Origin of the sequence: Bizionia myxarmorum (assembly GCF_008086205.1) — a bacterium.
Classification (GTDB): Bacteria; Bacteroidota; Bacteroidia; order Flavobacteriales; family Flavobacteriaceae; genus Algorimicrobium; species Algorimicrobium myxarmorum.
In genome coordinates this window covers 540,952-556,148 of record NZ_VSKK01000001.1, presented here as the reverse complement: position 1 = coordinate 556,148, position 15,197 = coordinate 540,952, and the positions used below count along the sequence as shown (strand labels likewise).

Below are 15,197 nucleotides of genomic sequence, written 5' to 3'. Positions count from 1 at the left end.
TGGTTTTAACCTTAATTGCAACGGTCTGTTAATCCGTTAATCCACTCTGTAATTAGAGCAATACCTTCCGTATGTTGCAGAGTTCTTCCTAAAACTGGCATGCGATATTGTTCTTCAATAGAACTCATTCTAAACATAACTACAGAGCCGGCAGCATTTCCTGGGTTTACGGTTAGCGGATACGCACTTCCTAAATTAGTGTCTGGTTGTACACAAATTCCCATATTACTTGGTATTTCGCTTTCATGAAATGCAAATCTCATAGGGCGATATTCACAATAACTTTCTTCGGAATGACAATGGGCACAATTAATATCGAAATAGGATCTGGCACGTAAATCCAGAGGTTGTAAAGTGTCATCCCAAGCTACCGTAGATTCAATAATTTCTGGATAATCACTATCTAAATAACCGGAATTCACCCATTTTTCTAATTGATTGGTTGTGCCTTCGGGATAGCTATAATTTTTATTTAAATTCTGGGGTTTTGGTCCGATAGGAACTGGGGTTCCAAATTTATTATGGCAGGTGAAACATTCTGCGCGAGAAGGGACTCGATAATTAACACTTTTCGTAGTTCCGGCTTCATCCCAATCTAAAGGAACAAAACTACCATCTATTGTAAAACTAGCATCAGTTTGATCCGCATTCCATACATATTCTGCAAATTCCCATCCCGATTCTGTAAAATACATCAAGCGGGTTTCAATAATTTGAGTCGTGTTATTTGGTAGGACATTTTCGTAGTAAAAATTCTTAATTAAAAAAGCGCCAATAGGAAAGTCTAATGGCGTATAGTCTGAATTATAAGTGGCTTTAGAACCATTTGGCATCCAAACGAATCGTTTTTTGCGGGCGTAATCACTAAATAAGGTAGAATTTAAATCATAAGGAATAACACCTGAAACGGGGTTGAGGTTTTTTAAATCGCCTTCAAAAAAATTATAATCTGACAATTTAGGATAAGGCAAAGCATCCGGATTATAAATTACAGGTGAAGCCGGTAAAATAGTTACCGTTACGGTTCCAGTTGCGCATTGCAATTCTGAAGAGCAAATGGTGTAAACAAAACTATCTGTTCCTAAATAATCGGTAGTTGGTGTATAAATAATCTTATCATCACTTGGATCTGTTGGCGTTCCGTTATTAAGAATTATAATGTTAGCGTAAATAGAATTGGTAACGGTTAAAGTACCTATTTTAGGAATATTGCTGTCGTTAGAAAACACATCAATTTCAATAAAACTATTCTGGAAAACTTGTACTGTATCTGGTCGGGTTTGAATTTGTAAACCAACATAGGCATCATCGTCAGATTTGCAACCAACGAAAATAAGGATAGATAAGAATATTAAAAAGTAGTTTTTTTTCATAATCGACTCATAAAAAGACGAGTACGAATTTAAAAAAAATACTGATAAATAATTGGTTATTCAGTATTAATTAGATATTTAGAATGAATAAACGCTAAACTAAATTGTTTTTCATTAAATATTCAGCAATTTGAATGGTGTTTGTAGCAGCGCCTTTTCGTAAATTATCTGCAACAATCCACATATTTATGGTGTTTGGTTGCGACTCGTCTCTGCGGATTCTTCCCACAAAAACATCGTCCTTTCCATGGGCATAAATAGGCATTGGGTAGGTATTAACATCGGTGTTATCTTGCACGATGACGCCATCCGTTTCACTTAAAAGTTTACGAACATCATTTAAAACAAAATCGCTTTCAAATTGAATATTTACCGATTCGCTATGTCCACCAGCTGTTGGAATACGAACCGCAGTTGCTGTAACTGCAATTGTTCTATCATCTAAAATTTTCTGGGTTTCACGGACCAATTTCATCTCTTCTTTGGTATAACCATTATCTTCAAAAACATCACAATGTGGTAAGGCATTTTGATGAATTGGGTATGGATAAGCCATTTCACCTTTAATTCCTGCCATTTCATTTTCCAATTGTTTAACCGCTTTTAAACCGGTTCCAGAAATAGATTGGTAGGTAGAAACAACCACGCGTTTAATGTTATATTTTTTATGAAGCGGTGCTAAAACAAGCACCATTTGAATGGTAGAGCAATTTGGGCTCGCAATAATTTTATCTGTTTTGGTTAAGGATGTCGCATTAATTTCTGGAACAATTAATTTTTTGTCAGCATCCATGCGCCAAGCCGAAGAATTATCAATAACCGTTGTTCCGGCTGCTGCAAATTTTGGTGCCCATTCCAAAGATGTTTCACCACCTGCAGAAAATAAAGCAATTTCAGGTTTTAAAGATACAGCTGTTTCCAAACTTACAACTTGGTAATCTGTTCCTTTAAAAGAGATGCTTTTTCCAACAGATTTTTCTGAAGCAACTAAAATTAATTCCGTTAATGGAAAGTTACGTTCCTCTAAAACTTTCAACATCACTTCGCCAACCATTCCGGTGGCACCAATTATTGCTACTTTCATCCTTAAAATTTTGTTTTACAAAACTAAATAATTAATCAGGCTTCCGGTTTAAATAACGCATAAAAAAACCACTTCTTTTACAAAGTGGTTTAGGGTTAGAATATATAGTGTAGCGGTTACTACTTACTGTTTTTTTAATAAATCGCGAATATCCATTAGTAATTCATTGTCAGTAGGACCTGCTGGTGCTGCTGGTGCAACAACAACTGGTTTTTTAGTTTTGTTGTAAGCTTTCACAATCATAAATAATACAAAACCTACAATAATTAAATTGATGATACTATTCACCCATTTTCCATACATAATTGCATTTTCTGGTTTCGTAATCGTTCCGTCTGCAGCTACAACCGCTTCATCTAAAACCACTTTCATATCGGCAAAATCTAGTCCACCTGAAAAGTGTCCTATAAATGGCATCATAATATCGGTTACAAATCCGTTGACAACCATTCCAACAGCGCCGGCTAAAATAACAGCCACAGCTAAATCAATGACGTTGCCCGTCATTATAAAATTTTTGAATTCTTTAAACATAATATGTATAGTTTAGTTAATGATTAGTAGATTAAATTTAACAAAAAAGTTGAATGAAAACCAATGATGGCTGAAATTATTTTAGAAACACCCGTTTTACGCGATGTGAAATGGCGGTTATAATTTCATAAGAGATACTATTAGCGGTGTGTGCGAAGTCGTTAGCGGTTGGATTTTTCCCAAAAATGATGACTTCATCACCTTCTTGGCAATCAATATCGGAAATATCAATCATAATCATATCCATGCACACATTTCCAATAATAGATGCTTGTTGGTTATTTATGGTTACAAACCCTTTTCCGTTACCGTATTGCCTACCAATACCGTCCGCATGACCAATAGGAATGGTAGCTGTTTTGGTTTGCTTGCTAGCAATAAATTTACGGTTATAGCCCACACTTTCGCCTTTTTCAATAGTATGAATTTGCGAAATAATAGATTTTAAAGAAGCAATAGGTGTAAAATGCTGATCTTCCAAATCGGAGTTTCCAAAACCATATAAGCCAATTCCAGAGCGCACCATATCAAAATGGGCTTCAGGATAATTTAAAATCCCAGACGTATTACAAAGGTGTAACATGGGTTTATAACCAATAGATTCCGTAAACGATTCTGCAATAATTTTAAAGCAATTTATCTGTTTTTCGGTAAAGGTTTTTTCGTTAAAATCTTCACTGGCTGCTAAATGCGAAAAAAGCGATTTTGCCTGGATACTATCCGTTTTTTTTAAGGTTGAAACCACATCGGAAACATCAGTAGGTTCAAAACCCAATCGGTTTAAGCCGGTGTTAAATTTAATATGAACAGGATAGTTGCTTTGCTTTTCCGCTTCAGCAACTTCCATAAATTTATTCAAAACAAAATGGCTGTATAAACTAGGTTCTAAACAACGTTCAATAAGTGTTTTAAAATTTATAGACTGCGGATGAAGCACTAAAATGGGTTTTTTAACGCCAGCATCCCGAAGCGCAACACCTTCATTGGTATAGGCTACAGCAAAATAATCTACATTTAAAGTTTCTAAAAAGTTGGCAATTTCTACGGAATCACTACCGTAAGCAAATGCTTTTACTACGGCGAGTATTTTTGTGGTGGGTTTTACCTGTGTCTTTAGGTATTGGAAGTTGTGCTTTAAGGCGTTTAAATCTATTTCAAGAACAGTTTCATGCACTTTTTCCATTGGTATCTTTGGTGTTATTAACAATTTCTTCAGCTTCACTCACTTTCATATTCCGAATTTTATCACGTTGCATAGATTTGTAATAAGCGCCGCGACTTAACGGTTCATATTCATCCACTTCACCTAATAAAACCAAGTCTTCATTTCTAGATTTTCGGTAACTAAATTGTGCTAAATTTCCTGTTTTGGTACAAATAGCATGCACTTTAGTTACATACTCGGCTGTAGCCATTAAATTCGGCATGGGGCCAAAAGGATTGCCTTTAAAATCCATGTCTAAACCAGCAACAATAACGCGAATACCTTTGTTGGCTAAATCATTACACACGCGTACAATTTCATCGTCAAAAAACTGGGCCTCGTCAATTCCAACCACATCACAATCATCTGCTAAAATAGGAATGTTAGCAGCGGCTGGCACGGGTGTTGAACGAATTTGGTTAGCATCATGAGAGACAACCATCATTTCGTCATAACGCGAATCTACAGTGGGTTTAAAGATTTCAACTTTCTGTTTGGCAAATTGTGCACGCTTTAATCTACGAATAAGCTCTTCGGTTTTACCCGAAAACATGGAACCACAGATAACTTCTATCCAGCCAAATTGTTCTTTATGATTTACTGTATTTTCGAGAAACATTTTGTAATTTTAACACTAAAACAAACGGAGTGTTCGTTTTGTATAAAGGTGGCGTAAATTTATTAAAAATCAAAAGCATAAATAGGTTTTAAAGTTAAAAAGTTATGAAGAAGAAGTTAGAAGCTGAATTGATGAGTATTGCACACAGAATACTAAAGTTAAAAGGTAAAGATGATTTAAAAAAAATGCATCAAGAAGTAGCTGCGCTCTATGAAAAACTAACCGTTTTAAAATTTGCTAAAGAAAATTTAGACGATAATATTCCAACTATTGGTGATGATTCTTCGTTTTTTGAAATGCTAAATGTGGCTTTTAATAATAAAGTGAGCGATAATATTGAATTTGAAGATCGTACTTACATTAATATGGATGATTCGGATCATGACGATATTATGGAGCCTGCCATTGAAAAAATTAAAGATATGGTAGCTCAAATGCCCCATGAAGCCCAAATGGTAGATACGCTTTTTGATAAAACGGAACCTACAATGAAAGGTCGCGTTATGGATTTTGACGAAATTACGGCAGGTTTTGCCACAGAGCCTATTTTTGATCCCGTAAAAAAGACCGATCCCGAAGCTAAAAAATCACTTAATGATAAACTTAAACGCGGTATTGTTATTGGTTTAAATGACAAAATAGCTTTTATAAAACACTTGTTTGATGGTGAAGGCGATGATTATAATCGTGTGCTTTCTCAAGTAAACACCTTCAATTCTATGGATGAGGTACATAATTTTATCTCCAACATGGTTAAAGCAGATTATAATAATTGGGAAGGTAAAGAGGTTTATGAAACGCGCTTTTTAAGTTTAATTGAGCATAAATTCGAATAATTTATTTTCTATTTTCAGTATTGAATTTCAAATTAATGGAGACTGAAACGTACATCCTAGATTTGCTTTTTGACAGGCTTTCTTTTAAATAATTCTTTTGAAAGTTTGTAAATTTGACCAGAAATTACCGCACTTTATGAAACTTTATATTGTTCCAACACCTATTGGGAATCTCAAAGATATGACGTTTAGAGCCGTTGAGGTTTTAAAATCTGTCGATTTGATTCTTGCTGAAGACACTCGAACTTCGGGAAAATTATTGAAGCATTTTGAGATTTCTACACATTCCCAATCGCATCACATGCACAATGAGCATAAAACGATAGAAAACTTAATTAATAAATTAAAAAGTGGGGTTACCATGGCCTTAATTAGTGATGCAGGAACTCCAGCGATTTCCGATCCCGGTTTTTTACTCACCAGAGCATGTATAGAAAATGGTATTGAAGTGGATTGCTTACCGGGCGCCACCGCGTTTGTGCCAGCTTTAGTAAACAGTGGTTTACCTAATGATAAGTTTGTATTTGAAGGTTTTCTGCCCGTGAAAAAAGGACGTCAAACCCGATTATTAGCACTAGCTGAAGAAACCCGCACCATTATTTTTTATGAAAGTCCTCATAAACTCATTAAAACCCTTGCACATTTCTGTGAATATTTTGGCGAAGACAGACCAGTTTCAGTGTCTCGTGAACTTTCCAAACTTTATGAGGAAACCGTTCGTGGAAACGCCAAAGACGTTTTAGAGCATTATACGAATAAGCCGCCAAAAGGGGAAATTGTGGTGATTGTTGGCGGAAAAAAGTAAAAATTCAAATAGTTTATTGTCTTATAAGTTTTTGTGTTTCTTCGCTTATTTTAATTCCAAACTTTAGATTTTCTCTAACAGTATCTCTTCAAAATTTCAGTATCTTAATCTTATAAATTAAGAATATGAAAAACAAACATTATGATGTTTTCGTTATTGGCAGTGGTATTGCCGGACAAACCGCTGCCAAAATTTGCAGAGAGCAGAACTTACGTGTTGCCATTACGGATAATAGAGAATTTGGTGGTACTTGTGCTAACAGAGGTTGCGATTCTAAAAAAATATTATTGCAATTTTCGGAATTAATTTATCAAAGTAAGAAACTTGAAGGGCTTGGTGTTAAAAAACTCCCCAAGTTAAACTGGAACAAAGTGCAGAAATTCAGACGCTCATTTTCTAATCCTATTCCTACCAATACTGAACAAAATTTAAAAGAATTAGGTATTTCACTTTACCATCAATCGCCCAAGTTTATTAGTAAACAGGAAGTTGAGGTAGAAGGTAAAGTCGTTTCTGCCGATTATTTTATTATTGCTACAGGAAATATTCCCAGAGAATTAGGTATAGAAGGGAAAGAGCTTTTAAAAGTAAGTGAAGATATTTTAGATTTAAAGAAAATTCCGAAGTCAATTACCTTTATCGGTTCTGGTTACATTGCCATGGAGTTTGCATGTATGTTAGCCACTTTGGGAAGTAAAGTTACTATTTTAGAAAGAGATGAAACGTCTTTGACTAATTTCGATCCTTTTTTAGTGAAAAAATTAATTTCAAAAATGGAAAGTTTAGGCGTTAAATTTATTTTCAATGCTGATGTGACGGCTGTTAAAAAATTAAAAAAGAATTTAAAAGTTTCGTATTCTCTGGATGGTAAAAGCCAAACACTTAAATCTAGAATGGTTATTAATGCTGCTGGAAGAGCGCCAGCTGTAGAAGCTTTAGAGCTCAATAATGCAGGTATTGAAGTTGACAATGATGGTGTTGTGGTTAATGATTATTTACAGAGCAAATCACATCCAAATGTTTATGCCTGTGGTGATGTTTCCAATAAATCATTGGCTTTAACGCCACTTTCAGGACTTCAAGGCTATATTGCAGGACATAATGTTATTATGGAAAAATCTAAAACGTTTGATGTGCCTTGCGTGCCATCCACCGTATTTACGACACCAAATTTATCGTCTGTCGGTTATGGAGAAGAAGAAGCCAAAACACGTTATAAAAATATTAAAGTATATCAAGGTGATGCCAGGGATTGGTTCAATGCTAAAAAAGAACATGAGGATACATATGCTTATACTATTTTGGTTAATGAACGGACCGATGAAATTGTCGGAGCCCATATTTTAAGTTCCGAGGCTAATGAAAGCATCAACGTATTTGCAATGGCTATTTATAATAAAATGACTGTTAAGGAGTTTAAAAATTTGATTTTTACCTATCCTTCCTATGTTATCGATTTTAAGAGTATGATGGAAAATTAAAAGCTGCAAAAAGCTTCAATTAATAACATGATTTTTGACTTAAACTAACTTAAAAACAATCTAAAATAAACGCTTAATTCTAATCAAGCGCTTAAATTGAAAAAATGCAAGATTTACTCCATGACATTAGTCAATGTACCATTTGTAAAGCACATTTACCTTTAGTTCCAAGACCGGTTTTAACAGCCCATATAAACTCAAAAATTGTTATTATTGGGCAAGCGCCTGGCACCAAAGTGCATGCTTCAGGAATTCCTTGGGACGATGCCAGTGGAAAACAATTGCGATCATGGTTGAACGTTACGGATGAACAATTTTATAATCCAGAAAATTTCGCCATCATTCCTATGGGGTTTTGCTATCCCGGTAAAGGTAAATCGGGTGATTTGCCGCCAAGACCCGAATGCGCACCGCAATGGCATGATTTACTTTGGGAACAGTTGCCTCAAGTGGAATTGGTTTTGCTCATTGGTATGTATGCCCAACGCCATTATTTGAAACATACTGCCAAGAAAACATTAACCGAAACCGTTGGGAATTTTGAGGCCTATTTACCGAAATTTATGCCATTACCGCATCCATCACCTAGAAACCGATTTTGGTTTACTAAAAATCCATGGTTTCAAGATGCTATTTTACCTATTCTAAAACAAAAAATCCAAAATATTATTTCATAAATAAAGGCTACCTTTATATTTCAATAAAATCTCTACTATGTTTAAAAAATACATCACCGCTTTAGCATTTTCCATCGTTTTATTAGGACAGCTTCAAGCTCAAAAGGATTTGAAAAGTGCGTTATCTACTCCAGAAAAAATTCAAGAACATTTCACAGGCGATTTAGCTTACGAAACAACCGCATTTGTAGAACAATACTGGCGTGTTGTTGGAAATACCGGTTTTGATAAAAGTATTTATTTTGTAGTGGAACATTTAGAAAAGGCAGGTTATATCCTAGAAGAAAAAGCGGCTCCAAACGACCGATTAACCTATCGTGTTGAAAAGCGTGCACTTAAAAATCCCACTTGGGAAGTTGTGGATGCTCGTGTTCTCATTAATTCCGAAGAAAATCCACTTTTAGCTCAAGAAACTAACCGAAATATGGTGGCGCTAAATTCTTATAGTACACCAGAAGGAGGTGCAACTGCGGAAGTTATTTATGTACAAGATGTAAAGAATTTAAAAAACATAGATGTAAAGGGTAAAATAGTATTTGCCGAAACCAATCCAGGTCGAATTTTTAATACGGCACTAAATCAAGGCGCTATTGGGGTTATGACTTATGATAATCCATCGTATTTACAACCAGAAAAAAATACAACCTCTATTCAATTTCGTTCCATTCCTTTAAATGCAAAAGCGAAAGGTTGGGCCATAGCGCTATCTTTTGAAGCGAAAGAACGTTTAAAAGCATCACTTTTAGAAGGAGTCGTAAAATTGAAAGTTCATATTGAAACTAAAACTTATGAATCGGAGGAATTAACGGTTGTTGCCGATATTAAAGGAAGCACCTTGCCAAAAGAACGTTTAGTTTTTAGTGCGCATGTGCAAGAACCGGGCGCTAATGATAATGCTACAGGTGTTGGTGTAGCTTTGGAAATGGCAACATTATCAGCGAAATTATTAAAAGAAAATACATGGAATCCTTCAAGAACTCTAACGTTTCTTTGGGGTGATGAAATTGTTTCTACCGCTCGCTATGTTAATGAAGATAAAACACGTGCCGAAGATATAAAATGGGGAATAAGCCTAGATATGGTTGGTGAAAATACTGATATCACCGGAGGTTCATTTCTTATTGAAAAAATGCCAGATCCAAGTGCCATTTGGACACGCGGTAATGATAAGCATTCGGAATGGGGTGGCAGTAAGATGAGCTTGGACCAAATGAAACCGCATTATTTAAACGATTTTGTAATTCGTGAATTTGAAAGGCAAGGTAAGCGTGCTAATTGGGAAGTAAATACCAACCCTTTTGAAGGTGGTAGTGATCACATGCCTTTTTTACAAAAGAATATTCCAAGTGTGTTGTTCTGGCATTTTACAGATCAGTTTTATCACACCGATAATGACAGGCTTGATAAAGTTTCTAAAGAAACCCTTAAAAATGTAGGAATTGCTGCTTTAAATTCTGCTTATATTCTTTTAAATTCTGATGAAAATACAGCTAAAAATATGATTGAAACTATTGAAAAAGCTGCTATTTTAAGATTAGAAGAGGAATTGAAACAAGGTAAAATTGCTTTGAAAAATGGCGATAAATTACAGGAGCAAATGGACATAATCGAAGCTTGGGAAGATTGGTACGTTAAAGCCATTGCCACAACGGTTGATATGGTTCAAAAAGAAGAGTTAATAAAGGAATCTATTAATAAAGCGCAAAGTACTGTAAAGAAAACAGCAGCACGTGTTATAGATGATTTAAAGAAATAAATTACAGCAAACATGACAAATAAAGTAACAACACATTGGAAAGGCAATATGCAGTTTGAATCCGATAACCCAAATGGGAAAACGGTTTTAATGGATACAAGTCCAGAAAATGGAGGACACAGTTCAGGATTATCACCAAAAGCTATGATGCTGTCTGCATTGGCGGGCTGTTCAGGGTTGGATGTAGTATCCGTTTTGGATAAAATGAAAGTACAACTTTCTGATTTTAGAATGGATACCTACGGCGAATTAACCGAAGAACATCCTAAATATTACCATACTGTTTCAGTGGAATATCATTTTTACGGCGAAAATTTAGATGAAAATAAGATTAAAAAAGCGGTCGATTTATCCATTGATAAATACTGTGGCGTTATGGAAATGTTTCGAAAATTTGCAACCGTAAAAACGAGTATTCATTACCATAATAAATAGTTGAAGACGGGTTAAAATAATCTAATTCAGAATAACTAAACTTTTCCCCTTTGGGGAAATTAAAAAGCGGACTATGCGCTGGACCATTAAACCCAAGCCCGAATCAGAAAAAGTGGATGCTTTGCAAAAAGCACTTCAGGTGGAGCCTATTGTTGCTAGTTTACTCTTGCAACGCGGTATTGAAACTTATGAGGCTGCTAAAACATTTTTTCGTCCATGTTTAAAGGATTTACATGATCCATTTTTGATGAAGGATATGGATTTGGCTGTTTCTCGCATTGAAACGGCTTTAGAAACAGACGAAAGCATCATGGTTTATGGCGATTATGATGTAGATGGTACGACCTCTGTTGCTTTAATGAGTTCCTATTTAAAAACCCGAACGGATTTGGTGGCAACGTATATTCCTGATCGTTATGATGAAGGTTATGGCGTGTCGTTTAAAGGAATAGATTTTGCAGATGACAATGGTATTTCGCTCATCATCGCCTTGGATTGTGGTATAAAAGCCATTGATAAGGTCGCTTATGCTAACGAAAAAGGTATCGATTTTATCATTTGTGATCATCACAGACCTGGAGCCGAATTACCTAAAGCTATTGCCATTTTAGATCCCAAACGTGATGATTGCAATTATCCATATAAAGAATTATGTGGCTGTGGTGTTGGTTTTAAGCTTATTCAAGCGTTGGCATCCAAACAAGGGCAATCGGTTGCAGATCTAACCGAATATCTCGATTTGGTTGCAACTGCCATTGGAGCCGATATTGTTCCTATTACAGGAGAAAATAGAGCCTTGGCTTATATGGGTTTAGAAGTTATAAACACCAATCCACGACCAGGAATCCAAGCTATTATTTCCGAAGTCAAAAAAGAATACCTCACTATTACCGATGTGGTATTTATTGTCGCTCCAAGAATTAATGCGGCTGGAAGGATGAAACACGGTAATTATGCCGTGACATTGCTAACAGAAACCAATCCGGATTTAGCACAAACATATGCTGAAGAAATTGAGCTTTTCAATTCCGATAGAAAAGAAACCGATAAACGCATAACCCTTGAAGCGCTTGAGCAAATAGAAACCAATAAGGAAAAAGAAGGATTTACATCTGTTGTATATCACGAATCTTGGCACAAAGGCGTGATTGGAATTGTGGCTTCTCGACTCATTGAAACTTATTACCGACCAACCTTGGTTTTTACTAAAAGTGGTGATCGGTTAGCAGCTTCAGCACGTTCTATAAGTGGTTTTGATGTGTATAATGCTTTGGAAGCGTGTGCAGAACATATTGAGCAATTTGGTGGTCATAAATATGCAGCTGGACTCACGTTAAAATCTGAAAATTATGAAGCGTTTAAGCAAGCTTTTGAAGATGTGGTTTCGCAAACCATTGATAAATCCTTATTAACACCAGAAATAAAGATTGATGCGCAAATAGAATTACGTGATGTGAATCCGAAATTTTATAGAATCTTAAAACAATTTGCACCATTTGGGCCTGGAAATATGTCGCCAATTTTTATGACAGATAATCTGCAAGATACAGGTTTTGGTAAATGTGTAGGTGAAGATAAAAGTCATTTACGCATTACCGTAACAGCGCCTCGAGAGCAATCAAAAGGTCATAAAAATAAATTGGTTTGTATTGGGTTTGGTTTAGGTGATAAAATTGATTTGGTTACTGATAAAAAAACATTTCAAGCAGTTTATTCTATTGATGAAAACCATTGGAACAATCAGGTTTCCTTGCAACTGAAACTTCGGGATATTAAGTAATATTTCAGGCTAATTGGCGTTCAGTACGTATGACTAAAATTCTCTTCTTCTTATCATTTCAAATGATAGTATCTCAAAACTTGGTAAAAAACCCAAGCTTTGAAGATTTTGATAAGTGTCCGTGGAAAATAAGTATGTTTAATAAAAACGTTGACTATTGGTCTTGCCCAAATCATGGTTCTACAGATTTTTTTAGAGCTTGTGGAAATACAAAAGAAACGAAAGACAATTACAATGGCGAACAAACTCCATTTTCTGGAGATGCTTATGCTGGAATATACTGTTATGCCGAAGATGATTATCGCGAATATGTTCAAGGTGAATTACATGAGAAATTAATAGCGAATGAAACCTACACGATCCGTTTTTACATCAGTTTAGCTGAAAAATCAACGTATTCCATTAAAAATATAGCTCTTTTGTTTACAGGTGAACGCATTGGTGTTTCAACTAAAAGTGCATCTATTCTAAATAGTCCGAAAGGAAGCTATCAAAAATTCGGCAATCTTTCTAAGAAATTTATTAATCCAGAAACCTTAAATACCCAAAATGATATCCTCCAAAATGACGCGCTAATTCCGTTTTATAATGACACGAATGAATGGATGCTGGTTTCATTCATCTATCAAGCAAAAGGTTACGAGCAGTTTTTCACAATAGGAAATTTTAAATCGAATCAAGAAACAGATATCAATCAAGAAAAACCTGAATTTATACATCCATTCGCTTATTATTATATTGACGCTATTTCTATTGAAGCCATAAAAAACACCTATAAAACGGATACAATTTACACGTTTCAGAACGTACTCTTTGAATTTGATAAAGCCATTTTATTGGACGAGTCTGTTGAAGAATTGGATGAACTATATTCCTATTTAGAGCACAATAATCTTAAAGTTGAAATTTATGGACATACAGATGCCATAGGCATGCAAACACATAATGAAAAACTGTCTGAAGAACGCGCAAAAGCGGTTACAGATTATTTAATAAAAAGCGGTTTAGAATTTAACAGAATTCAATGGTTTGGTTTTGGAAGTTCAAAACCAAAAGTTGAAAATAATTCAGAAGAAAACAGAGGATTAAACCGTCGTGTTGAATTTAAATTTATGAAATTGTAGATTATTAGTTGAATTCCTATTTTAAATTTTAACAAAAAACTAAAATAAAGATCTAGACTGTTTTAGTTGTTAAGAAATAACTTAAATGAGAAACAATACTATTTTAGTTTTCTATATTTTTGTAAAATGGTTGCGTTTTTAAACCGATAGAATATCTGCAATGCTTTTATAAAAATTGTAGATTTTAATTTAAAGATTCCTGCCTTCGCAGGAAATTAGAATGGCGAAAAAAGATCCTTACGCAGCTTTGCGTATCAAAGAATTCAATATTTTTCTGTTAGTTCGTTTTGCATTGATTTTTGGTTGGTCTATGCAATTTATTGTTATAGAATGGCAGGTTTATGCTTTAACAAAAGATCCATTGAGTTTAGGGTTGATAGGTCTTTTTGAGTTTGCACCTGCGTTTGCTATGGCTTTGTTTGCAGGGCATATAGTAGATCAGCGTGAAAAGAGAAATCTTTTGGCTTTATGTATTGCTGCATTTTCATTAATAAGTTTTGGATTGTTTTGGCTAACGTCTCCATCTGTGATAGAATCATGGTCTAAAAATAGTATACTCTATTCTATTTATACTTTGGTATTTTTTGGTGGTTTATTGAGAGCGTTTTTTGGACCAACTATTTTTTCTTTAGTAGCACTTATTGTTCCGAAAAAAATATATCCAAATGCGGCAACCTGGAATAGTTCTACTTGGCAAATGGCTCGAGTTTTAGGAGTGGGATTTGCAGGTTTTTCGATTAGCTGGATTGGAGTGCATTGGTCTTTATGCATTGTTTTTGGCTTGGTATTATTTTCATTTATAACCATATTTCAAATACCTCGAAAACCAATATTGAACCCAAAAATTGGTGAGGGTGTTATTTCAAGTTTAAAAGAAGGTTTATCATTCGTTTTTAATACGAAAGCAATTTTAGGTGCTATTACTTTAGATATGGTTTCCGTTTTATTTGGAGGCGCAATTGCTTTAGCAGCAGTTTTCGCAGAAGATATTTTAAAAATTGGTCCACAGGGTTTTGGGGTTTTAGTAGCAGCTCCATCAGTTGGTTCCTTTTTAACCATGTTGGTGACTGCATATATTCCAATAAGTAAAAATGCCGGAATGAAACTTCTAGTTGCTATTTTTGGTTTCGGAATTTGTATTATTGTGTTTGGTCTTTCTTCCATATTTTGGGTTTCAGTTGTAGCACTCTTCTTTAGTGGTGTTACAGATGGTATATCCATGGTAATTAGACAAACGATTCTTCAAATTAAAACACCAGATCATATGCGTGGTCGTGTTTCTTCGGTCAACTCCATGTTTGTGGGTTCTTCTAACGAATTAGGTGCGCTTGAAAGCGGTTTAACAGCTAAATATATGGGAACAGTAACTGCTGTTGTTTTTGGTGGAACTATGACTTTAATTACGGTACTTACTACAGGAATTGTTTCGCCAACATTTAGAAAACTGGATTTAACGAAGGATTTGGAGGAACATGAAAATGCGGAGTAA

Annotated in this window: 14 protein-coding genes; 9 read left to right on the top strand and 5 right to left on the bottom strand. The window is 35.0% G+C overall.

The annotated features are described in order from the left end of the window. Positions 1 to 11: 11 nt before the first annotated feature. The 5 genes from ES674_RS02505 to ES674_RS02485 all read right to left on the bottom strand — a co-directional run bounded on the left by ES674_RS02505 (position 12) and on the right by ES674_RS02485 (position 4,814). Complete coding sequence (locus tag ES674_RS02505; protein ID WP_148402409.1) at positions 12 to 1,373, bottom strand: Ig-like domain-containing protein; 1,362 nt, start codon at positions 1,371 to 1,373, stop codon at positions 12 to 14. Between the two features lie 94 nt (positions 1,374 to 1,467). Beyond that, positions 1,468 to 2,457 (bottom strand): aspartate-semialdehyde dehydrogenase, encoded by a 990-nt coding sequence (locus tag ES674_RS02500; protein ID WP_148402408.1) that lies wholly within the window; start codon positions 2,455 to 2,457, stop codon positions 1,468 to 1,470. Between the two features lie 123 nt (positions 2,458 to 2,580). Beyond that, a complete protein-coding gene (mscL, locus tag ES674_RS02495; protein WP_148402407.1) occupies positions 2,581 to 2,991 on the bottom strand; it encodes a large conductance mechanosensitive channel protein MscL in 411 nt (136 codons plus the stop codon). 76 nt (positions 2,992 to 3,067) lie between these two features. Then, a complete protein-coding gene (gene alr / locus ES674_RS02490) occupies positions 3,068 to 4,174 on the bottom strand; it encodes an alanine racemase (RefSeq protein ID WP_148402406.1) in 1,107 nt (368 codons plus the stop codon). Further along, on the bottom strand, positions 4,158 to 4,814 hold the full coding sequence (locus ES674_RS02485; protein ID WP_148402405.1) for a thymidine kinase: 657 nt from the start codon (positions 4,812 to 4,814) through the stop codon (positions 4,158 to 4,160). The genes alr and ES674_RS02485 overlap by 17 nt, the downstream gene beginning before the upstream one ends. A gap of 104 nt (positions 4,815 to 4,918) precedes the next feature. Here ES674_RS02485 and ES674_RS02480 point away from each other — a divergent pair, with 104 nt between their 5' ends. The 9 genes from ES674_RS02480 to ES674_RS02440 all read left to right on the top strand — a co-directional run bounded on the left by ES674_RS02480 (position 4,919) and on the right by ES674_RS02440 (position 15,197). Further along, a complete protein-coding gene (locus tag ES674_RS02480; RefSeq protein WP_148402404.1) occupies positions 4,919 to 5,650 on the top strand; it encodes a hypothetical protein in 732 nt (243 codons plus the stop codon). 136 nt (positions 5,651 to 5,786) lie between these two features. Beyond that, on the top strand, positions 5,787 to 6,455 hold the full coding sequence (gene rsmI, locus ES674_RS02475) for a 16S rRNA (cytidine(1402)-2'-O)-methyltransferase (RefSeq protein WP_148402403.1): 669 nt from the start codon (positions 5,787 to 5,789) through the stop codon (positions 6,453 to 6,455). A gap of 125 nt (positions 6,456 to 6,580) precedes the next feature. After that, positions 6,581 to 7,936: a dihydrolipoyl dehydrogenase family protein gene (locus ES674_RS02470; RefSeq protein WP_148402402.1), complete on the top strand. Its 1,356-nt coding sequence runs from the start codon at positions 6,581 to 6,583 to the stop codon at positions 7,934 to 7,936. 104 nt (positions 7,937 to 8,040) lie between these two features. Then, positions 8,041 to 8,613 (top strand): uracil-DNA glycosylase family protein, encoded by a 573-nt coding sequence (locus ES674_RS02465; RefSeq protein WP_148402401.1) that lies wholly within the window; start codon positions 8,041 to 8,043, stop codon positions 8,611 to 8,613. 37 nt (positions 8,614 to 8,650) lie between these two features. Continuing rightward, a complete protein-coding gene (locus ES674_RS02460) occupies positions 8,651 to 10,369 on the top strand; it encodes a M28 family peptidase (protein WP_148402400.1) in 1,719 nt (572 codons plus the stop codon). Positions 10,370 to 10,381: 12 nt separating this feature from the next. Next, positions 10,382 to 10,804, top strand: a complete 423-nt coding sequence (locus tag ES674_RS02455) for an OsmC family protein (RefSeq protein ID WP_148402399.1) — start codon at positions 10,382 to 10,384, stop codon at positions 10,802 to 10,804. 73 nt (positions 10,805 to 10,877) lie between these two features. Beyond that, complete coding sequence (gene recJ / locus ES674_RS02450; protein ID WP_148402398.1) at positions 10,878 to 12,584, top strand: single-stranded-DNA-specific exonuclease RecJ; 1,707 nt, start codon at positions 10,878 to 10,880, stop codon at positions 12,582 to 12,584. A gap of 29 nt (positions 12,585 to 12,613) precedes the next feature. Beyond that, a complete protein-coding gene (locus ES674_RS02445; protein ID WP_148402397.1) occupies positions 12,614 to 13,708 on the top strand; it encodes an OmpA family protein in 1,095 nt (364 codons plus the stop codon). Positions 13,709 to 13,928: 220 nt separating this feature from the next. After that, complete coding sequence (locus ES674_RS02440) at positions 13,929 to 15,197, top strand: MFS transporter (RefSeq protein WP_148402396.1); 1,269 nt, start codon at positions 13,929 to 13,931, stop codon at positions 15,195 to 15,197.

What these genes read in the sequence shown, in the direction of transcription:
- ES674_RS02440 (WP_148402396.1), top strand. Translation starts at nt 13,929, where the DNA reads ATGGCGAAAAAAGATCCTTACGCAGCTTTGCGTATCAAAGAATTCAAT.
- ES674_RS02505 (WP_148402409.1), bottom strand. Translation starts at nt 1,373, where the DNA reads ATGAAAAAAAACTACTTTTTAATATTCTTATCTATCCTTATTTTCGTT.
- recJ (WP_148402398.1), top strand. Translation starts at nt 10,878, where the DNA reads ATGCGCTGGACCATTAAACCCAAGCCCGAATCAGAAAAAGTGGATGCT.
- ES674_RS02485 (WP_148402405.1), bottom strand. Translation starts at nt 4,814, where the DNA reads ATGTTTCTCGAAAATACAGTAAATCATAAAGAACAATTTGGCTGGATA.
- ES674_RS02455 (WP_148402399.1), top strand. Translation starts at nt 10,382, where the DNA reads ATGACAAATAAAGTAACAACACATTGGAAAGGCAATATGCAGTTTGAA.
- ES674_RS02480 (WP_148402404.1), top strand. Translation starts at nt 4,919, where the DNA reads ATGAAGAAGAAGTTAGAAGCTGAATTGATGAGTATTGCACACAGAATA.
- ES674_RS02465 (WP_148402401.1), top strand. Translation starts at nt 8,041, where the DNA reads ATGCAAGATTTACTCCATGACATTAGTCAATGTACCATTTGTAAAGCA.
- ES674_RS02445 (WP_148402397.1), top strand. Translation starts at nt 12,614, where the DNA reads ATGACTAAAATTCTCTTCTTCTTATCATTTCAAATGATAGTATCTCAA.
- ES674_RS02470 (WP_148402402.1), top strand. Translation starts at nt 6,581, where the DNA reads ATGAAAAACAAACATTATGATGTTTTCGTTATTGGCAGTGGTATTGCC.
- alr (WP_148402406.1), bottom strand. Translation starts at nt 4,174, where the DNA reads ATGGAAAAAGTGCATGAAACTGTTCTTGAAATAGATTTAAACGCCTTA.
- rsmI (WP_148402403.1), top strand. Translation starts at nt 5,787, where the DNA reads ATGAAACTTTATATTGTTCCAACACCTATTGGGAATCTCAAAGATATG.
- ES674_RS02460 (WP_148402400.1), top strand. Translation starts at nt 8,651, where the DNA reads ATGTTTAAAAAATACATCACCGCTTTAGCATTTTCCATCGTTTTATTA.
- ES674_RS02500 (WP_148402408.1), bottom strand. Translation starts at nt 2,457, where the DNA reads ATGAAAGTAGCAATAATTGGTGCCACCGGAATGGTTGGCGAAGTGATG.
- mscL (WP_148402407.1), bottom strand. Translation starts at nt 2,991, where the DNA reads ATGTTTAAAGAATTCAAAAATTTTATAATGACGGGCAACGTCATTGAT.